The sequence below is a fragment of the Catellatospora chokoriensis genome (assembly GCF_011297315.1).
Taxonomy (GTDB): Bacteria; Actinomycetota; Actinomycetes; order Mycobacteriales; family Micromonosporaceae; genus Catellatospora; species Catellatospora citrea.
The window spans coordinates 12,837-32,244 of sequence record NZ_JAAOTI010000002.1; the positions used below are offsets into that span (position 1 = coordinate 12,837).

The following is a 19,408-nucleotide window of genomic DNA, read 5'->3' on the forward strand; positions in this document are numbered from 1 at the left end:
GCCTGGCAAGTGGGCGAAAAGGCGGGTCAAGATACGCCCACCTGCCAGGCAAGTCGAATGACCTTGGTGAGGGCCGGGACCGGTCACGCCTCCGGGATGGGGGCGGGGTCGGCGTCGAGGACGGACGTGGTCGACTGCTGGGCGACGGCGCGGACGGCGGCGGCGACGGCGGGGGCCACGCGGGCGTCGAAGACGCTGGGGACGATGACGCTCGGGTTGAGCTTCTCCTCGCCGACGACGTCGGCGATCGCCATGGCGGCGGCCAGTGCCATCTCCTCGGTGAACTCCTTGGCCTGCGCGTCGAGCATGCCGCGGAACACGCCGGGGAAGGCCAGCACGTTGTTGATCTGGTTGGGCTGGTCGGAGCGGCCGGTGGCGACCACGGCGGCGTGCTTGCGGGCCTCCCGCGGGTCGACCTCCGGGTCGGGGTTGGCCAGCGCGAACACGATCGCGTTCGGGGCCATCCGGGCGATGTCGTCGCCGACCAGCAGGTTGGGCGCGCTGACCCCGATGAAGACGTCCGCGCCGACGATCGCGCCGGGCAGGTCGCCGGAGTAGTTGTCCTTGTTGGTGTTGTCGACCAGCCACTGCCAGTCCGGGCCGAGGCCGGCCATGTCGCGGTGCAGCGCGCCGCGGCGGTCGTACGCGATGACGTCGCCGACGCCCTGCCGCAGCAGGAGCTTCATGATCGCGGTGCCGGCGGCGCCCGCGCCGGAGACGACCACCTTGACGTCGGCGAGCTTCTTGCCGACCACGCGCAGCGCGTTGGTCAGCGCGGCCAGCACGCAGATCGCGGTGCCGTGCTGGTCGTCGTGGAAGACCGGGATGTCGAGCATCTCGCGCAGCCGGGCCTCGATCTCGAAGCAGCGCGGCGCGGCGATGTCCTCCAGGTTGATGCCGCCGTAGACCGGCGCGATCGCCTTGACGATCTTGATGATCTCCTCGGTGTCCTGGGTGTCCAGGCAGACCGGCCAGGCGTCGACTCCGCCGAAGCGCTTGAACAGGGCCGCCTTGCCCTCCATGACCGGCAGCGCGGCGGCCGGGCCCAGGTTGCCCAGGCCGAGCACGGCCGAGCCGTCGGTGACCACCGCGACGGTGTTGCGCTTGATGGTCAGCCGCCGGGCGTCCTCGGGGTTGTCGGCGATGGCCTGGCAGACCCGGGCCACCCCGGGGGTGTACGCCCGGGACAGCTCGTCACGCGTCTTGAGGTTGACCTTGGAGGTGACCTCGATCTTGCCGCCGAGGTGCAGCAGGAAGGTGCGGTCGGAGACCTTGCGGACCTCGACGCCGTCCATCGCCTCCAGGGCCTTGACGACCTGGTCGGCGTGGGCGCTGTCGGCGGTGTCGCAGGTCACGTCGGCGACCACGCGCAGGTGGTCCGAGTCGACCACGTCGACCGCGGTGACGATGGCGCCCGCCTCGCCCACGGCCATGGTGAGCCGGCCGATCGCCGAGGAGTCGGCGATCACCGCCACGCGTACGGTGATGGAGTATCCGGCGCTGGGCAGGCGGGTAGTGGGCACGATGTCGCCTTTCGTGGAGTCAGTCGGTTTCATTTTCCCACTCCGTGGGCGCGACTCCGCCACCGCCTGCTGAACCCCCGGGTAACCCCTGACAACGTTCGCCGGTTCGGCACGGGTAACACAGGTGCGTTCCGGGTACATCCGTGCCAACCTTGAAGCCGACAGATCGAGAGACGAAGGAGCAGATTTGCCTACTTTCCCCGACACCCTGGTGGCCGAAGAGACCACCGGTGACCTTGAACTCTCGGAGCGGCATTCGCTGCGCCGGGTGGCCGGGCTCTCCACCGAGCTCGCCGACGTCACCGAGGTCGAATACCGGCAGCTGCGGCTGGAACGGGTGGTGCTGGTGGGCGTCTGGACCTCCGGCACCGTCGTGGACGCGGAGAACTCCCTGACGGAGCTCGCCGCGCTCGCGGAGACCGCCGGCTCGCAGGTGCTCGAAGGCCTGATCCAGCGGCGCAGCCAGCCTGACGCCGCGACATTCATCGGCCGCGGCAAGGTGGACGAGCTGAAGGCGGCGGTGGAGTCGACCGGCGCGGACACCGTGATCTGCGACGGCGAGCTGTCCCCGAGCCAGTTGCGCAACCTGGAGCAGAAGATCAAGGTCAAGGTGGTCGACCGGACCGCGCTGATCCTGGACATCTTCGCCCAGCACGCCAAGAGCAAGGAGGGCAAGGCCCAGGTCGAGCTGGCGCAGCTGCAGTACCTGGTGCCGCGCCTGCGAGGCTGGGGCGAGGCCCTGTCGCGGCAGACCGGTGGTTCCGGTCGCGGCGGCGGCGCGGGCGGCGGCGTGGGTCTGCGCGGTCCCGGTGAGACGAAGCTGGAGACCGACCGCAGGCGCATCCGCACCCGGATCGCCAAGCTCAAGCGCGAGATCACCGCGATGGGCGTCATCCGCGACACCAAGCGTGCCGGACGGCGCCGCAACACGGTGCCGTCGGTGGCCATCGCCGGCTACACCAACGCGGGCAAGTCCAGCCTGCTCAACCGGCTCACCGGAGCCGGGGTGCTGGTCGAGGACGCGCTGTTCGCGACCCTGGACACGGCGACCCGCCGCACCGAGGCGCGCGACGGCCGGGTGTACACCCTGTCGGACACGGTCGGTTTCGTGCGGCACCTGCCGCACCAGCTGGTCGAGGCGTTCCGCTCCACGCTGGAGGAGGTCGCGTACGCGGACCTGGTGGTGCACGTGGTCGACGGGGCCCACCCGGACCCCGAGGAGCAGGTGCGCGCGGTGCGCGAGGTGCTGGCCGAGGTCGGCGCGGACCGCCTGCCCGAGCTGCTGGTGGTCAACAAGGCCGACGCCGCGCCGCAGGAGATGCTGCTGCGGCTCAAGCGGGAGTGGCCCGACGCGGTGTTCGTGTCGGCCCGCACCGGTGAGGGCATCGAGGAGCTGCGCGAGATCATCGAGTCGCGGCTGCCGGTGCCGGCGGTGGAGGTGCTCGCCCGCGTCCCGTACGACCGGGGCGATCTGGTGGCCAAGGTCCACCGCAGGGGTGAGGTGCTGGCGTCGGGACACACCGCCGCCGGGACCCAGCTCAGGGTCCGTGTGGACCGGGAGCTGGCCGCTGAGCTGGGCGTTTATGCCATCACTGATGGTGACTGGGTTACCGACGCATCGTGACGTATTAATCGCGTTACACGTGACCGTGCTCTCTCGTGGCAAACTGTCCGGATGCGGTTTACGGGATTCCTGGTGAAGACAGGTGCGGCCTTTTTCGCGGCCGCGCTCGGAGTCGGGTTGCTCGCCGCCCCCGCGGGGGCCGCGCCCAGCCCGGCTCCGAGCGGTGCGGCCCAGAACGCCGTGCCGGGCACGAAGGTCTGCACCGTCACAGGCCCGACGAAAAACACCCCCGGCCTGACCGAGCTCTCGGGCCTGGTCGCGGTGGGCACCGGCTACTACGCGATCAACGACAGCAACGACGTCAAGGCGAACATGAAGCTGTTCAAGCTGAATGCCGCCTGCAAGGTGACGAATTCGTACAAGTACAAGGGTGACGGCGCGCTCGACCCCGAGGACGTCGCGGTGGGCCCGGACGGTGTGATCTGGGTCGCCGACACCGGCGACTCGCACATCAACCAGGAGAACTTCACCGTCACCCACGAGCGCTCCCGGGTCGCGCTGTGGAAGTTCGTCAACGGGAAGCCGAGCGGTCCGTACCGGTTGTCCTACCCGGCGAAGAAGTTCGACTCCGAAGCGCTGATCATCGACAGCAAGGGCAACCCGATCCTGGTCACCAAGGACTGGGACTTCACCGCGGCCGAGGGCAAGACCTACCTCTTCGCGCCCACCGGGCCGCTGGTCGAGAACGGTGACCCGACGCCGATGAAGGAGCTCGGCTCGCTGACCCTGCCGCGCACGGAGACCGCCAACCCGATGGGCGGTCTGGGCCGCCGGCAGGTCACCGGCGCCGCCAAGAGCGACGACGGCGCCAAGGTGGTGCTGCGGACCTACGCCGACGCGTTCGAGTGGGACATCACGGGCGACGACATCGTCGGTGCGCTGACCAAGGACAAGCCGCGGGTCACGCACCTGCCGGAGGAGCCGTTCGGCGAGGCCATCACCTACGGTCCCGACGGCAAGTTCATCACCGTCTCGGAGACCGAGCAGACCCGCACCGCGATCGCGGACGCGCAGACGCCGACGATGCTGAGCTACACCCCGTCGGTGAAGGAGTTCGTCGAGCAGGCCCCGGTCAAGGGCCCCGAGAAGGCAGGCAAGGCCTGGTACCTCAGCCTCTTCAGCGACATCGACCAGCTCTACACGGCGCTGGCCGCGGTCGGCGTGGTCGGGGTGCTGCTGGTGGTGCTCGGCGTGCTCGGCGTGGTCAAGGGCCGCAAGCGCAGGGGCCGCAAGGACGACGATGTCGACGACGGTTCCGAGCCGGTCGACAACTCGGCCACCACGATGCTGGCGCCGGTCGGCGTCGGCGGTGGCGGCTACCAGTCCGGCTACTACGCCGAGCAGGGCGGCGGCTACGACCCGGGCCACGGCCAGCAGTACGGCGGCCAGCCGGGCGGCTACGACCCCGGCTACGGCGGCGCGCAGGTGTACGCGGGCAACGGCTACGAGGGCGGCCAGCAGGGCTACGACCCCGGCTACGGCCAGCAACCCGGCTACGGCCAGCAGTACGGCGGCCCCCAGCAGTACCAGGGCCAGCAGTACGGCCAGGCGCCCGGTGACGGCGTCTACCGGCCCGAGCCCGCCTACTACCAGCCCGACGGCGGCCAGCCGAACCAGCAGGGCTACGAGCAGTACCGCTGACCGCATACGGAAAGCGGCCCGTCCCCGGTCGGGGGCGGGCCGCTGCCGTATGCGGGCTCAGACGCGGCGCATCACGAAGACGACCTTGCCGAGGATCACCGCGGCGTCGCCGGGGATCGGGTCGTATGCCGGGTTGCGCGGCATCAGCAGCACGTGGCCCTCGCGCAGCCGGTAGACCTTGACCGTGGCCTCGCCGTCGATCATCGCGGCGACGATGTCGCCGTTCTCGGCGTTGGGCTGCTGGCGCACCACGACCAGGTCGCCGTCGCAGATCGCGGCCTCGATCATCGAGTCGCCCTTGACCTGGAGCGAGAAGAGCGTGCCCTGGCCGACCAGCTCACGCGGCAGCGGCAGCACCTCCTCGATCGATTCCTCGGCCAGGATCGGCCCACCGGCCGCGATGCGGCCGAGCAGCGGCACGTACACCGGGGTGGGCTGGGCCAGCAGGGCGGCGGCCTCCTCGTCGGGGTCGACCGGGGTGCGCACGTCCACCGCGCGCGGGCGCGACGGGTCGCGGCGCAGGAAGCCCTTCCGCTCCAGCTCCTTGAGCTGGTAAGCGACCGAGGACGGGGAGACCAGGCCGACGGCCTCGCCGATCTCGCGCACGGTCGGCGGGTAGCCGTGCTGCTCCACCCACTCGCGGATGACCGCGAGGATGCGCTTCTGGCGGCTGCTCAGGTCGGTCGACTGAAGGTCGGCGGGGGAGGCGCTGGTCGCGGAGACCGCGCGCAGAGGCCCCGCGCCGGCAGGCGCCGCGGGCGGCCGGCCGGGCCGGGACGCTCGCTCAGTGGGGGACATGTCGGACCTCCGGTGGATAGTGACAGCGAACAGCGACTCTCACCGGACACACTAATGCGACATGATGTCAGTTTCAAACATCTGTACGACTCTGTCGACGGTGTCACGCATGTTTCACGAGTGGGTGACGGTACGTGTTGTTGTCCGCGACACGCCACTCGCAAGGGCGTTTCAACTTGCCTACGCGTCGGTTGAGGCATAGGTTCAACCCCAACATCTTGTGGTGGCACCGAGCCGACCGCCCATAGATTGGGGTAAGAGCCCGATCTGGGGGTATGGCCGTACCCCCGCATCCGCACCCACCCCCGGGCGCCCGCGACGACGCGGACGCCGGCGGTGCCGTGCCCGGAATGCGGGTCGGGACGCCGCCCGAGACGACAGACGACGTGGGAGGTGACAGCGATGCGATGCCCGTACTGCAGGCACCCGGACTCCCGCGTGGTGGACTCCCGCGAGGCCGACGACGGCCAGCTCATCCGCCGCCGGCGGCACTGCCCCGAGTGTGGCAAGCGGTTCACCACGGTCGAGGAGTCGGTGCTGGCCGTGGTCAAGCGGAGCGGCGTGACCGAGCCGTTCAGCCGCTCGAAGATCATGGGCGGCGTGCGCAAGGCCTGCCAGGGCCGTCCGGTCGACGAGGACGCCATCGCGCTGCTGGCGCAGCGGGTGGAGGAGGCGGTCCGCGCGCGGGGGGCGGCGGAGGTGCCCAGCGGGGAGGTCGGGCTGGCCATCCTCGGGCCGCTGCGCGACCTGGACGAGGTGGCCTACCTGCGCTTCGCCAGCGTGTACCAGGACTTCCAGTCCGCCGAGGACTTCATCCGGGAGATCGAGGCACTGCGTGCCGCGGTTAAAACCCGCGCGGTTGGGCAAGAGCCAGCCGAACTCGCCGCGGAGGCGGCCGACGGCGCGATGCCGGCCGGTCACGCCGCGAGCTGAGTCTCGGCATCAGAACGTGCAGTTGTTTGTTGTTTAGAGAGAAACCTGAGGGGGCTGACGATGGGGGAGAACGCCACGGCGAGCGCGAAGCGCACGCGGGCGAACGCCGGAGGTCTGAAGATCGAGCGGGTGTGGACGACCGAGGGCGTCCACCCGTACGACGAGATCGCCTGGGAGCGCCGGGACGTCGTCATGACGAACTGGCGTGACGGCTCGATCAACTTCGAGCAGCGGGGGGTCGAGTTCCCCGACTTCTGGAGCGTCAACGCGACCAACATCGTGACGACCAAGTACTTCCGCGGCGCGGTGGACACCCCGGAGCGGGAGTGGAGCCTCAAGCAGCTGGTGGACCGGGTCGCCAAGACCTACCGGGCCGCCGGTGAGAAGCACGGCTACTTCGCCACCGCCGCCGACGCCGAGCTGTTCGAGCACGAGCTGATCTGGATGCTGGTGCACCAGGTGTTCAGCTTCAACTCGCCGGTCTGGTTCAACGTGGGCACCGCCAGCCCGCAGCAGGTCAGCGCCTGCTTCATCCTGTCCGTGGACGACTCGGTCGACTCCATCATGGACTGGTACAAGGAAGAGGGCCTGATCTTCAAGGGCGGCTCGGGTTCCGGCGTCAACCTCTCCCGCATCCGCGCCAGCAAGGAGCTGCTCTCCTCGGGCGGCACGGCCTCCGGCCCGGTCAGCTTCATGCGCGGCGCCGACGCCTCGGCCGGCACCATCAAGTCCGGCGGCGCCACCCGCCGCGCGGCCAAGATGGTCATCCTCGACGTGGACCACCCGGACATCGAGGAGTTCATCGCGACCAAGGCGCGCGAGGAGGACAAGATCCGCGCGCTGCGCGACGCGGGCTTCGACATGGACCTGGGCGGCCGCGACATCGTCAGCGTGCAGTACCAGAACGCCAACAACTCGGTGCGCGTCTCCGACGAGTTCATGACCGCGGTCGAGGAGGGCAAGGGCTTCGACCTGCTGGGCCGCCTCGACGGCCGGGTCATCGACACCGTCGACGCCAAGGGCCTGTTCCGCAAGATGGCCGAGGCCGCGTGGGCCTGCGCCGACCCCGGCATCCAGTACGACGACACCATCAACGACTGGCACACCTGCTCGGAGACCGGCCGCATCACGGCCAGCAACCCGTGCTCGGAGTACCTGCACCTGGACGACACGTCCTGCAACCTGGCGTCGCTGAACCTGCTCAAGTTCCTCGGCACGGACGGCTCGTTCGACGTGGCGCGGTTCTCGAAGTCGGTCGAGTTCGTGATCACCGCGATGGACATCTCCATCTGCTTCGCGGACTTCCCGACCCAGAAGATCACCGAGAACACCCGGGCGTACCGGCAGCTCGGCATCGGCTACGCCAACCTCGGCGCGCTGCTGATGGCGTCGGGCCTGCCGTACGACTCCGAGTCCGGCCGGCAGCTGTCCGCCGCGATCACCGCGCTGATGACCGGTGTGGCCTACCGCCGCTCGGCCGAGCTGGCCGGCGTCGTCGGCGCGTACGACGGCTACGCCCGCAACGCCACCCCGCACCAGCGGGTCATGCGCAAGCACGCCGCCGCCGCGGACGCCCTCAAGCCGCAGGGTCCGGTCGCGACCCTGGTGGCCAAGGAGGCGCAGAAGCAGTGGAAGGCCGGCAACGCCCTCGGTGAGAAGCAGGGCTGGCGCAACTCCCAGGCCAGCGTGCTCGCGCCCACCGGCACCATCGGCTTCATGATGGACTGCGACACCACCGGCGTCGAGCCGGACCTGGCGCTGGTCAAGTTCAAGAAGCTGGTCGGCGGCGGCTCGATGCAGATCGTCAACCAGACCGTGCCACGCGCCCTGCGCAACCTGGGCTACCAGGAGGAGCAGGTCGAGGCGATCACCGAGTTCATCGCCGAGCACGGCCACGTCGTCGACGCCCCCGGCCTCAAGCCGGAGCACTACGCGGTGTTCGACTGCGCGATGGGCGAGCGCTCGATCGCGCCCATGGGCCACGTGCTGATGATGGCCGCGGTGCAGCCGTTCATCTCCGGCGCGATCAGCAAGACCGTCAACATGCCGGAGTCGGCGACGGTCGAAGAGGTCGAGCAGATGTACTTCGACGGTTGGCGCCTGGGCCTCAAGGCGCTGGCCATCTACCGGGACAACTGCAAGGTCGGCCAGCCGCTGTCGGTCTCCAAGAAGGACAAGGAGCCCGCCGCGGCCGTCGCCCCGGTGTCCGCCCCCGTGGTGGAGAAGGTCATCGAGTACCGCCCGGTGCGCAAGCGCCTGCCGAAGAAGCGCCCGTCGCAGACGGTCTCCTTCACCGTCGGCGAGGCCGAGGGCTACCTGACCGCCTCGTCGTACCCCGACGACGGCCTCGGCGAGGTCTTCCTCAAGCTGGGCAAGCAGGGCTCGACCCTGGCCGGTGTCATGGACGCGTTCTCGATCGCCGTCTCGGTCGCGCTGCAGTACGGCGTGCCGCTGCAGACGTACGTCGAGAAGTTCATGAACATGAAGTTCGAGCCCGCCGGCATGACCGACGACCCGGACATCCGCCTGTCGAACTCGGTGATGGACTACATCTTCCGCCGCCTGGCGCTCGACTTCCTGCCCTACGAGCAGCGGGCCGAGCTGGGTGTCTTCACCGCCGCCGAGCGCGCCGCGCGGCTGCGGGCCGAGGAGGAGGGCACCGAGTACGTGCCGCAGGCAGCCCCGGCCGCCTCGTCGGCCGTGATCCCGGCCGCCCCGGTGCGGGTCGGCTCCTCGACCGAGGTGCTGGAGTCCATCACGGGCAAGGCGTCGGACGCGCCGCTGTGCTACACCTGCGGCACCAAGATGCGGCCCGCGGGCAGCTGCTACGTCTGCGAGGGCTGCGGCTCGACCAGCGGCTGCAGCTGAGCACCCCTGGCGGCATGTGCCGCCGGTGACGTGACGTGAGAACGGGATCGGGCGCTGCGCCCGGTCCCGTTCCCCGTTTTCCGGGGCGGCGGGGATGATCGGCCGGTCGTAGGGTCGGTGGATGCCGACCCTCCCCGAGATCTCCGGCGCGGTGCTGATCATGAAGGGTGACGACGTGGTCGCGGACGTCACCAGCCCCGGCGTCACCGCGCGCACCCGTTTCCAGCTCGCCTCGGTGAGCAAGCAGTTCACCGCCGCCGCCGTGCTGCTGCAGGCCCAGCGCGGACGGCTGCGCCTGTCCGACCCCGTCGGGCGGTGGATCGGCGGCTGCCCGCCGTCGTGGCAGGACATCACGCTGCACCACCTGCTGGCGCACTCGTCAGGGCTGGGGCACTGGGACGAGTACCCGATGATCGACCTGTTCCGGTGGCAGCCGCTGGACCAGCTACTCAAGACGTTCCACGAGGTGCCGCCGCTGTTCGCGCCCGGCGGCGGCTGGCACTACAGCAGCCCCGGGTATGTACTGCTGGCGCACGTGGCGGAGCGGGTCGCGGACACGCCGTACCGGGAGCTGCTGGACCGCGACATCTTCGGGCCGCTCGGGCTCGCGGACACCCTCGCGGGCGAGCCGGGGGACCGGGCGGACCTCGCCATCGGGCTTGGCGAGGACGGCCTGCCGACGCCGTCGTACGAGCTTGACGTGGTGGGCATGGGCGCGGGCGATCTGTGGTCCACCACCGGCGATGTGGTTCGCTGGATCGACGGATTGCGGGCCGGGCGACTGCTCGACGAGCACCACCTCGGGCTGATGCTGTCCGAGCAGGCCCCGACCGGCAGCCGCCCGGACTCCCGCGGCTATGGCTACGGCTGGCTCGTCGGGACCGTCGACGGCCGCGACTGGTTCCACCACTCCGGCGGCAACAGCGGCTTCCGCACCTACGACGCCTGCGTACCGTCCTCGAACCTCCGCATCGTGATCCTCAGCAACTCCGAGACGACCACCACCGCCGTCCTCAACGACGTGCTGGTCGCCGCGCTCACCTGATGATCCCCGGCCCGCAGTTTCAGGGAAACCGCGCGAATCCTGGTCGCCATTCATGCAGTTTCCCCGAAATTGCAAGCCCAGGCGGCGGGGTGGGTCAGGCTTGCCAGACCGCGGGGTCGTGGGCGAAGAGGACGCGCTGCGGGTCGAGTGTGGTGAGGCGGTCCAGCCAGGGGTGGTACGGCGGGAGCGGGTCGGCGGCGCCGTCGGCGGCGGCCCGGCGGGCGAGCTGGGCGCAGCTGAAGTCGGTGGCCAGGTCGTAGGCCTGCCCGGCCAGCACGGTCGTGACGCCGTCGGGACCGCGTACCACCAGGCTCTGGTGTCCGGCGGTGTGGCCGGGCGTCGGGACGATCCGGACGCCGGGGCTGATCTCGGCCGCGCCGTCGAGTTCGCGGTAGTCGACGCCGGGGAAGTCGACCAGGTGGTCGAAGGTGTAGTCGCCGGCCCGCGCGGTCGCCAGCTCGGTCCGCTGGGTGAACACGGGGCGGCCGGGCAGCAGCGGGTTGCCGCCGCAGTGGTCGAAGTGCAGGTGGCAGTTGACGACCAGGGCGATGTCGTCGAGGCGTACGCCGTGATCGGCCAGGGCCTGCGGCAGCGGGCGGCGGTGCGGCCGGTAATGGGCCTCGGTCTCGTCGTCGCCCCGGCCCAGGCCGGTGTCGAACAGGATCAGCCCGTCCGCGCTGTCCACCAGGTAGGCCAGCACGGCCTCGACCCTCGGGTGTGGACCGCCCGCCTCCTCGGCGGGCCGGATGAAGTAGCCGAGATCAAGTCTGCGCACCGCGTTGTCGCCAGCCATCAGGCCATCCTGGCATCGATTGACGAACGCACCGCAGCACGGTCGAGTTCCGCGACCCGGCCGGCGGTTCGGCCCGGCCGCGGCACCGGGGCTGGACAGGGCAACGGCGTCCAGCCCCGGTGCCGCGTGTCCGTCGGGCTCAGGCCCCCATCGCGTCGGCGATGCGCAGGTGCGGCCGGGCCTCGTCGTGGCGGCTCTGCCGCTGCAGGCAGCGGCCCAGCATGAGGTGGGCGTAGTGCTCGGCGGGGTCGTGGTCGAGCACCCGGCGCAGCTGCTCCTCGGCCTTGTGCAGCTGGGCCGAGTGGTAATAGGCGCGCGCCAGCAGCAGCCGGGGCGCCACGTCGTCCGGCGCCTCGTCCACCACGGGTCCCAGGATCTGGGCAGCCGTGATGTAGTCGCCGTAGTCGAAGAACAGCCTTCCGCGCTCGTACTCCTCCAGGATTCCCACGCATCGGACAACTCGCTGGATGGCCTGCGCATTCCCCGGTTAGCATCGCGGCCATGGCTCACTCGATCATCTCCCCGCCGGTCGCCTGAGGGCGGACGGCGTCGCACCACTGACGTGACGGCTCGGCCGTGCGTCCGGTGGCCCGTCCGCGTACGCGGAATCGTCGGCCATCGAGCAGTGGAGACAAGGGAAGATGGAGTCCGTTTCAGGGCTCGCGCCGTCGCGCGCGGGCCGGTCCGCGTCGTACGGGCGCGGCATGTGCTACGTGGCGGTCGCGGCGACCGCCTGGGGCACCGGCGGCGCGGTCGCCGCGGTCCTCTACCGCACCAGTGGCCTCGGGCCGGTCGCGGTGTCCTTCTGGCGGCTGGTGCTCGGCATCGCCGTGCTGGCGGTGCTGCACCTGGCCGTGGGCGAGCGGCTCGGTGCGCGGTGGCGTGACGCGCTGGTCCTCGGGGCCGGGCTGGCGGTGTACCAGACGGCCTACTACGGCTCGATCGCGTACGCCGGGCTGGCCGTCGGCACCGTGGTCACGCTCGGGGCCTGCCCTGTGGTGATCGCGCTCGCGGCTCGTCGGGTGCTCGGCGAGGCGCTGACCGCGGGCCGGGTCGCCGCGGTGGCGGTGGGGCTGGCGGGGCTGGTGCTGCTGGTGGGCGGCGGTGGGCAGGCCGGGGCCGCGCCGGTGCTCGGGGTGGCGTTCGGGCTGCTGTCGGCGGCCGGGTACGCGGTGGTGACGATCTACTCGCGGCGGGTAGGGGGTGACCTGTCCGGGGCCACGGTCGCCTCGTTCGCGGTGGCGGCGGCCTGCCTGCTGCCGTTAGCGGTGGCGGAGGGGCTGCTGCCGTCGGTGGGCGGTCCGGGCGCGCCGTCGGCGGGCGGGCTCGCGGACACGGCCGGCTGGCTGCTGTACCTCGGGGCGGTGCCGACGGCGCTGGCGTACCGGCTGTTCTTCGCCGGGGTGGCGGTGGTTCCGGCGACGGTGACCGCCGTGGTGACCCTGGTGGAGCCGGTGGCGGGCGTGCTGATCGCGGTCGGGCTGCTGGGCGAGCGGTTCACCCTGGCGGCCGCTGCCGGAGCGGTGCTGATGCTGGCGGCGGTCGCGGGCCTGGCCCGCACCGGCTGACTGGTCGTGATCGCTGTCTCGTGTCGGAAAGTCGGGTCAGGGCGCGGATCATGACACGAAACAGCGATCGCCAGGCCGGCCACGCCTGGTCACCACCGGGGCACTGTTAAGAAGGGCACCTTCCTCTACGCATAGCGTTAAGAAGGTGCCCTTCCTTTGTCACTGGTTGACGGTGGACATGCCGGAGGGGGCGTAGCGTTCGCCGGCCACGGCGCCGGGTGGGACGGCCTCGGTGAGGCGGCGGAGCTGGTCGGCGGTGAGGACGAGGTCCGCGGCGGCCATGTTCTCCTCGAGGTAGGGCACGCGCTTGGTGCCGGGGATCGGGAGGACGTCGTCGCCCTGGGCCAGCAGCCAGGCCAGGGCGGCCTGGGCGGGTGTCGCGCCGAGCTCGTCGGCGACCTCGCGGACGGCCTGCACCAGGGCCATGTTGTGGGCGAAGTTCTCCTCGGCGAAGCGCGGCACGGTGCGCCGGAAGTCGTCGGCGGCCAGATCCGCCGGCGAGGTGATCTTGCCGGTGAGCCAGCCGCGGCCCACCGGGGAGTACGCCACCAGCCCCACCCCGAGCTCGCGGCAGGTCGCCAGCATCTCGTCCTCGACGAACCGGGTGAACAGGGAGTACTCCATCTGCACCGCGGTGATCGGGTGCACGGCATGCGCGGCCCGCAGCGTCGCGGGGCTGACCTCGGACAGGCCCAGGTAGCCGACCTTGCCCTCCTTGACGAACTCGGCCATCGCCGCGACCGTCTCCTGGATCGGCACGTCGGGGCTGCGCCGGTGCATGTAGTACAGGTCGATGTGGTCGGTGCGCAGGCGGCGCAGCGAGTCCTCCACCGCCTCGCGGGCCCACCGCGGCGAGGAGTCGACCCAGCGCCGGACCAGGTTGCCCTGCGCGTCGGTCTCGCCGCGGTTGGCGAACTTGGTGGCCAGCACGTACTCGTCGCGCCGGTCGCCGATGGTGCGGCCGATCAGCTCCTCGTTGTGGCCGAAGCCGTACATGTCGGCGGTGTCGAAGTGCGTGACGCCGATGTCCAGGGCACGCCGCAGCGTCGCGGCCGACCCCGCGTCGTCGCGCTGCCCGTAGGCGAAGCTCATTCCCATACAGCCGAGGCCGATGGCGCTGACCTCGGGTCCGTTGCTGCCGATGCGTCGCGTAGCGGTCATGGCTCCATCTTCTCCCCGCACGGGGCGGGCGCGCCCGCGGAGCCGGGTCCCCGCGCCACGGCTTTCCCGCCACCGCCACTCGGCGTCCGGAGCCGGACACCGAGGGTCCCGAATGACGGGGTGCGCCGATACGATGCGCTGACCCCGAACGCCAGGAGCCCTTCATGACGTATCCACCCCCGCCCTCGGAGCAGCCCGGCCCTCCGCAGCAGCCCGGTTACCCCGCCCAGCCCGGATATCCCGCCCAGCCGGGTTATCCTGCCCAGCCCGGTTACCCGGGGCAGCCCGTGCCGCCGGCCCCGAAGAAGTCCCGGGCCGGCCTCTGGATCGGCATCGGGCTCGGTGTGCTCCTGCTCTGCTGCGGTGGCGGCATCGGCGCCTGGTACCTGCTCAAGGACACCGCGGACCAGATCGAGCAGACCGTCGGTGACGTGCTCGCCTCGGCCAGCGCGCAGGCCGCGGCCAAGGACATCACCGTGGTCGCCCCCGCGTCGCTGGCCGGCCGCGCCAAGTCCACCGACCCGCAGCTCGAGGCGCTGACGGACACCATGAAGGGCAGCTTCGAGACGATGCTGCCGTCGTCGACGAACGCCGTGGCCGGCTTCTACGGCGACCAGGCCAAGCAGGACCTCGTGATGGTCTTCGCCGCCGCGGCGCCCATCACGAGTCCCGGCCGGGAGCTGGACGCCGCGTTCGCGGGCATGGGCACCTCGGGTGTCGTCGCGACCGGGATCGCTCCGGTCGACGCGGGCCCGCTCGGTGGCGAGGCCAAGTGCGGCAGCGCCAAGACCGAGGCGGTGCCGCTGGTCGTCTGCGCCTGGGCCGACAAGGGCAGCCTGGGCATGGTGGTCTGGTACTTCAAGACCGTGGACGAGGTCAAGGCCGAGTTCATCCAGATCCGCGGCCAGATCGAAAAGGTCGGCTGACCCGGCCGCGTGACGGGGACGGGCGCTCCCGTCCCCGTCACGCGTTCTGCCAGAGCCCGACCGTGTTGCCCTCGCTGTCGGCGATGTACGCGGTGAAGCCCATCGTGCCGACGGACCGGCGTTCCTGGAGCACCCGGCCGCCGCACGAGACGATCTTGGCGAGTGCCGTGTCGATGTCCTCGACCTCGACCGTGACGACCGGCCCGGTCACTGGCGCCTCGCGCCGGGTCAGGCCGCCGTTGACGGCGCCGGGTTCGGCCGGGTTGCCGCGGTCGTCCGTGGCGACGGTGCGCACCCAGATGTAGTCGAACTCCGGCATGGCGTCGAGCTGCCAGCCGAACGCGTCGGTGTAGAAGGCCCGGGCCCGTTCGACATCGTCGGCCGGAAGCTCGAAATGCACCACTTTTCCCGTCATGGCATCAGGCTAGGCACCGCACTCGAACGTGAGCGGACTTTCGGCGTACCCGGACAGCGACTAGTTTGGTCCGGTGCGGACGACAGTGGTGGCCCTGATGGCGAGCGGAACGCTGCTGGCGGGCTGCTCGGGTGCCGGAGCGTCCGCGCACGAGCCGCCCGAGCAGGCGTCGCCGCGGGTGGTGTCGCCCAGCCCGCCCGCGCCGACCGGCGCCTGCCTGCTGCTGGACTTCCCCGGCATCGAGCAGCGGCTGCACGCGCGGCTGGCGGTGGCCGGCGCGGCGAACCACGAGAAGACCAGCACGTGTGTGGCCCGGCCGACCGAGGCCGCGCTGCCGGAGCTGAGCGTGTCGGTGACGCCGAGCAAGTCCGACGTCGCCGTGTTCAAGGACAAGATGCTGCCCGACGGCGCGAACGCCGTGACGGCGCTGGGAAAGGTCGCCTACTCACAGGTCAAGCCGGCCGCCAAGGGCCGCGGGCCATACGTGGAGATCGGCTGGCTCGCCGGCAACGCCCGGCTGCTGGTGCTGAAGGTCACCCTGCCGGAGGGCGGCGACGCGGCGGCCCTGCTGCCCGACGTCGTCGAGCTGGCCAAGGACATCGACCGCGCCGGAGTCTGACCGGCGGCGAAAACAACCAGGCCCCGCTGCGCGACGGCACAGACGGGACCTGGTGATGAACGGCTTGCGTAACCTGTCGGCCGGCTATACCGCGGCGGGCGCCAAAGTCGCCGTGACGAAGACGCGCGAGGCGACCTCACGCGGCAGGCGGACGGGCTCGCCGCCGTGGTCGATCGAGACGCCGTCGCGCTCCTGGGCGACGGTGACCGTCGCGCCCGGGTCGACGCCGGCGGCGTGCAGCTGGCGCAGCACCTCGGAGTCGGTCTGCACGCTCTCGCAGATCCGGCGGACCACGACCTGGCCGGTGAGCCCGGGGAAGGCGAGGTTGCGCTCGGGGGTGTCGCCGCCGTCGGTGTCGCGGGGCTTGATGTCGAGGGCGTCCAGGCCGGGGATGGGGTTGCCGTACGGCGACCGGGTGGGCCGGTTCAGCAGGTCGTAGACGCGCTTCTCCACGGCGTCGCTCATCACGTGCTCCCACCGGCAGGCCTCTTCGTGGGCCTCCTCGTAGGGCATGCCGATGACGTTGACGAGCAGCAGCTCGGCGAGGCGGTGCTTGCGCATGACGGCGACGGCGTGCGCCCGGCCGGCCTCGGACAGCTGCAGATGACGGTCGGTCTCCACGACGGTCAGCAGACCGTCGCGCTCCATGCGGGCCACGGTCTGGCTGACGGTCGGGCCGCTCTGGTGCAGACGCTCGGCGATGCGGGCGCGCAGCGGCGGCACGCCCTCCTCCTCGAGCTCGAGGATGGTGCGCAGGTACATCTCGGTAGTGTCAATGAGGTCGGACATTGAACGGGTCCTCTCCAAGTCGCTGGCTGCGATTCTATTGCGTGTCACCGCAGCGACACCCGTCGGCGTATGTCGGTTGATCAACCTGTGGCCGCACCGCTCATGGCAGTTCGGGCAGGCCTGCGTCGTTGAGCGGCCAGAACGGGTTGTATGCCACCTCCCAGGCATGTCCGTCCGGATCGGCGAAGTAGCCCGAATAGCCGCCCCACTCCACCTTCTGGGCGGGTTTCAGCAGTGTCGCACCGGCCGCCACGGCTGTCGCGAGCGCCTCGTCCACCTCCGCCTGCGAACCGAGACACACGGCACAGGTGACGTTGCGGAACCCGGCCGGCTCGTGCGCCGGCAGCAGCGCGTCGGCGGCCAGCTCGCTGCTGGAGTACAGCGCCAGCAGGGCGCCCGCGGTGCGGAAGAAGCTGATGTCGTCCTGCGAGCGAGCGGACAGCGGCCAGCCCAGCGCCTGGTAGAAGGCGGTGGAGCGGGCCAGGTCGGTGACCCCGAGGGTCACCACGCTGATGCGACCTGGGAAGGACATGGCCGAAAGTCTCCCAGCGGGGTGGGACAGTGCGCTACGACACACGCCCGCCGATGGTGTTGACTGGCGAACGTGCGTACTCCACTGATCACTGTGGCGGAGCTGGCCGACCGGCTCTGCTCCGGGCAGCCCACGACCGTGCTGGACGTGCGGTGGCGGCTGTCCGGCCCGCCCGGCCGCGACGACTACTACGCCGGTCACCTGCCGGGCGCGGTCTTCGTCGACCTGGACCGCGACCTGTGCGGGCCGCCCGGCGCGGGTGGCCGCCACCCGCTGCCGCACCCGGAGGCGCTGGAGGGCGCGCTGCGCGCCGCGGGTGTGCGCGACGGCGGGCCGGTCGTCGTCTACGACGCCGGTGACGGCATGGCCGCGGCCCGCGCCTGGTGGACGCTGCGCTGGGCCGGGCACGCCGACGTGCGCGTGCTCGACGGCGGTTTCGCCGCCTGGACCGCCGCCGGTGGCGAGGTGACCGACAAGCCGACCGACGTCACCCGGGGCGACGTGACCGTGGTGCCGGGCGGTATGCCGGTGCTCGACGCCGCCGGCGCGGCCGCGCTGGCCGCCGACGGGGTCCTGCTGGACGCGCGCGTCGCGCCGCGGTTCCGGGGCGAGACCGAGCCGGTCGACGCCGTGGCCGGGCACATCCCGGGCGCGCGCAACCTGCCCTACGGCGAGCTGGTCGCCGCCGACGGCACGCTGCGGGCCGACCTCGCCGACGTGTTCGCCGACCTCGGCGACGGGCCGGTCGGGGCATACTGCGGCTCCGGCGTGACCGCCGCGCACACCGTGCTGGCCCTGCACGCCGCGGGCCGCACCGACGCGGCGCTCTACGTCGGCTCCTGGAGCCACTGGATCACCGACCCGTCCCGGCCGGTCGGCCGCGCGTGAGCCGGCGGAGCGGGGAGAAGGCATGAGCGAGCGGAGCGAGCGAATCATGGTCATCCGCGCTGCCGCCGACGAGCGGAGCGGGGAGAAGGCATGAGCGAGGCGGCGGCATGACCGCGACCGTGGTGTGGAGCGACGCGCTGCTCGGCTACGACATGGGCGACCACCCGCTGAACCCGGTGCGGGTCGAGCTGACCATGGCGCTGGCCCGCGCGCTGGGTGTGCTCGACCGGCCCGGGGTGGAGCTGGTCGTGCCGGAGCCGGCCACCGAGGCCGAGCTGCTGCGGGTCCACCGCCGGGACTACCTGGACGCGGTGCGGGCCGCCCCGGACGATCCGTTCTTCCGCGGGTACGGCCTCAACACCCCGGACAACCCGGTCTTCGACCACATGCACGAGGTGTCGGCGCTGGTCTGCGGCGCGACGCTGGCCGCGGCCCGGGCCGTGTGGTCGGGCCGGGCACAGCGCGCGGTGAACGTGGCCGGCGGCCTGCACCACGCCATGCCGGCCCGCGCGGCCGGGTTCTGCGTCTACGACGACCCGGCCGTCGCCATCGCCGACCTGCTCGCCCAGGGCGCGGAGCGGATCGCGTACATCGACGTCGACGTGCATCACGGCGACGGTGTGCAGGAGATCTTCTACGACGACCCGCGCGTGCTCACGGTGAGCCTGCACGAGGGCCCGCTGACGCTGTTCCCCGGCACCGGGTACGTCGAGGAGACCGGCGGGCCGAAGGCCGAGGGCAGCGCGGTGAACGTGCCGCTGCCGCCGGGCACCGGCGACGCGGGCTGGCTGCGCGCCTTCCACGCGGTGGTGCCGTCGGTGGTGCGCGCGTTCCGGCCGCAGCTCGTCGTGCTGCAGGCCGGGGCCGACACGCACCGGCTGGACCCGCTGGCGAACCTGCGGCTGAGCGTGGACGGGCAGCGGGCGGCCCAGCTGGCCGTGCGGGCACTGGCCGACGAGCTGTGCGAAGGGCGGCTGGTGGCCACCGGCGGAGGCGGATACGCCCTGGTCGAGGTGGTGCCCCGGGCCTGGACCCACCTGCTGGCGATGGTCACCGGCGAGCCGCTGGACCCGGCCACCCCGCTGCCGGAGTCGTGGCGGGCGTTCGCCGCCGCGCGCGTGCCCGGCCGGGACGTGCCGACCACGCTCACCGACGGCGGCGACGTCGCGTACACCGCCTGGCAGCCGGGGTCCGACGGCGACCGGCTCGACCAGGCGATCATGGCGGCGCGCCGGGCGGTCTTCCCGCTGCACGGGCTCGATCCGCACGACCCGCGGGACTGAGC

At 71.5% G+C, this 19,408-nt stretch carries 18 protein-coding genes; 10 read left to right on the forward strand and 8 right to left on the reverse strand.

Annotated features, from left to right (window positions below; genetic code table 11):
* Nucleotides 1-83: 83 nt before the first annotated feature.
* Nucleotides 84-1,556, reverse strand: coding sequence for an NAD-dependent malic enzyme (locus HAV39_RS02625; protein ID WP_191837572.1), 1,473 nt, complete (start codon nt 1,554-1,556; stop codon nt 84-86).
* Nucleotides 1,557-1,710: 154 nt separating this feature from the next.
* Between HAV39_RS02625 and hflX the strand changes: the two genes are divergently transcribed.
* Nucleotides 1,711-3,147, forward strand: a complete 1,437-nt coding sequence (hflX, locus tag HAV39_RS02630; RefSeq protein ID WP_239120952.1) for a GTPase HflX — start codon at nt 1,711-1,713, stop codon at nt 3,145-3,147.
* Between the two features lie 51 nt (nt 3,148-3,198).
* On the forward strand, nt 3,199-4,788 hold the full coding sequence (locus HAV39_RS02635; protein ID WP_191837574.1) for a hypothetical protein: 1,590 nt from the start codon (nt 3,199-3,201) through the stop codon (nt 4,786-4,788).
* Between the two features lie 57 nt (nt 4,789-4,845).
* On the opposite strand, the gene lexA is transcribed toward HAV39_RS02635, so the two are convergent.
* Complete coding sequence (gene lexA / locus HAV39_RS02640) at nt 4,846-5,586, reverse strand: transcriptional repressor LexA (protein WP_191837575.1); 741 nt, start codon at nt 5,584-5,586, stop codon at nt 4,846-4,848.
* Nucleotides 5,587-5,988: 402 nt separating this feature from the next.
* On the opposite strand from lexA, the gene nrdR reads away from it, so the two are divergent.
* The 3 genes from nrdR (at nt 5,989) to HAV39_RS02655 (ending at nt 10,432) form a co-directional block, all read left to right on the forward strand.
* Nucleotides 5,989-6,519, forward strand: coding sequence for a transcriptional regulator NrdR (gene nrdR, locus HAV39_RS02645; protein WP_191837576.1), 531 nt, complete (start codon nt 5,989-5,991; stop codon nt 6,517-6,519).
* Nucleotides 6,520-6,579: 60 nt separating this feature from the next.
* Nucleotides 6,580-9,387, forward strand: a complete 2,808-nt coding sequence (locus tag HAV39_RS02650; RefSeq protein WP_191837577.1) for a vitamin B12-dependent ribonucleotide reductase — start codon at nt 6,580-6,582, stop codon at nt 9,385-9,387.
* A gap of 121 nt (nt 9,388-9,508) precedes the next feature.
* Entirely contained in the window at nt 9,509-10,432 is a 924-nt protein-coding gene (locus HAV39_RS02655) for a serine hydrolase domain-containing protein (RefSeq protein WP_191837578.1), read from the forward strand.
* 94 nt (nt 10,433-10,526) lie between these two features.
* Here the strand turns inward: HAV39_RS02655 and HAV39_RS02660 are convergent, their stop codons facing one another.
* Nucleotides 10,527-11,225, reverse strand: coding sequence for an N-acyl homoserine lactonase family protein (locus tag HAV39_RS02660; protein WP_191837579.1), 699 nt, complete (start codon nt 11,223-11,225; stop codon nt 10,527-10,529).
* A gap of 139 nt (nt 11,226-11,364) precedes the next feature.
* Nucleotides 11,365-11,673: a tetratricopeptide repeat protein gene (locus tag HAV39_RS02665; protein WP_120318619.1), complete on the reverse strand. Its 309-nt coding sequence runs from the start codon at nt 11,671-11,673 to the stop codon at nt 11,365-11,367.
* A 193-nt stretch (nt 11,674-11,866) separates the two neighbouring features.
* Here HAV39_RS02665 and HAV39_RS02670 point away from each other — a divergent pair, with 193 nt between their 5' ends.
* On the forward strand, nt 11,867-12,793 hold the full coding sequence (locus HAV39_RS02670) for a DMT family transporter (RefSeq protein WP_191837580.1): 927 nt from the start codon (nt 11,867-11,869) through the stop codon (nt 12,791-12,793).
* A 159-nt stretch (nt 12,794-12,952) separates the two neighbouring features.
* Here HAV39_RS02670 and HAV39_RS02675 read toward each other — a convergent pair whose 3' ends face one another.
* A complete protein-coding gene (locus tag HAV39_RS02675; RefSeq protein ID WP_191837581.1) occupies nt 12,953-13,954 on the reverse strand; it encodes an aldo/keto reductase in 1,002 nt (333 codons plus the stop codon).
* A gap of 164 nt (nt 13,955-14,118) precedes the next feature.
* Between HAV39_RS02675 and HAV39_RS02680 the strand changes: the two genes are divergently transcribed.
* Nucleotides 14,119-14,880 carry a hypothetical protein gene (locus tag HAV39_RS02680; RefSeq protein ID WP_191837582.1) on the forward strand — a complete coding sequence of 254 codons (762 nt, stop codon included), beginning with the start codon at nt 14,119-14,121 and terminating at the stop codon, nt 14,878-14,880.
* Between the two features lie 37 nt (nt 14,881-14,917).
* On the opposite strand, the gene HAV39_RS02685 is transcribed toward HAV39_RS02680, so the two are convergent.
* On the reverse strand, nt 14,918-15,295 hold the full coding sequence (locus HAV39_RS02685) for a VOC family protein (protein WP_191837583.1): 378 nt from the start codon (nt 15,293-15,295) through the stop codon (nt 14,918-14,920).
* Between the two features lie 73 nt (nt 15,296-15,368).
* Between HAV39_RS02685 and HAV39_RS02690 the strand changes: the two genes are divergently transcribed.
* Nucleotides 15,369-15,914, forward strand: coding sequence for a hypothetical protein (locus HAV39_RS02690; protein WP_191837584.1), 546 nt, complete (start codon nt 15,369-15,371; stop codon nt 15,912-15,914).
* Between the two features lie 84 nt (nt 15,915-15,998).
* Here the strand turns inward: HAV39_RS02690 and HAV39_RS02695 are convergent, their stop codons facing one another.
* Both HAV39_RS02695 and HAV39_RS02700 read right to left on the reverse strand, forming a co-directional pair.
* A complete protein-coding gene (locus HAV39_RS02695) occupies nt 15,999-16,703 on the reverse strand; it encodes an iron-dependent transcriptional repressor DtxR (RefSeq protein WP_191837585.1) in 705 nt (234 codons plus the stop codon).
* Nucleotides 16,704-16,803: 100 nt separating this feature from the next.
* Complete coding sequence (locus HAV39_RS02700; protein WP_191837586.1) at nt 16,804-17,235, reverse strand: VOC family protein; 432 nt, start codon at nt 17,233-17,235, stop codon at nt 16,804-16,806.
* A gap of 63 nt (nt 17,236-17,298) precedes the next feature.
* On the opposite strand from HAV39_RS02700, the gene HAV39_RS02705 reads away from it, so the two are divergent.
* Both HAV39_RS02705 and HAV39_RS02710 read left to right on the forward strand, forming a co-directional pair.
* Complete coding sequence (locus tag HAV39_RS02705) at nt 17,299-18,123, forward strand: sulfurtransferase (protein ID WP_191837949.1); 825 nt, start codon at nt 17,299-17,301, stop codon at nt 18,121-18,123.
* Nucleotides 18,124-18,230: 107 nt separating this feature from the next.
* Nucleotides 18,231-19,406 carry an acetoin utilization protein AcuC gene (locus HAV39_RS02710; protein WP_191837587.1) on the forward strand — a complete coding sequence of 392 codons (1,176 nt, stop codon included), beginning with the start codon at nt 18,231-18,233 and terminating at the stop codon, nt 19,404-19,406.
* The last annotated feature ends 2 nt before the right edge of the window (nt 19,407-19,408 follow it).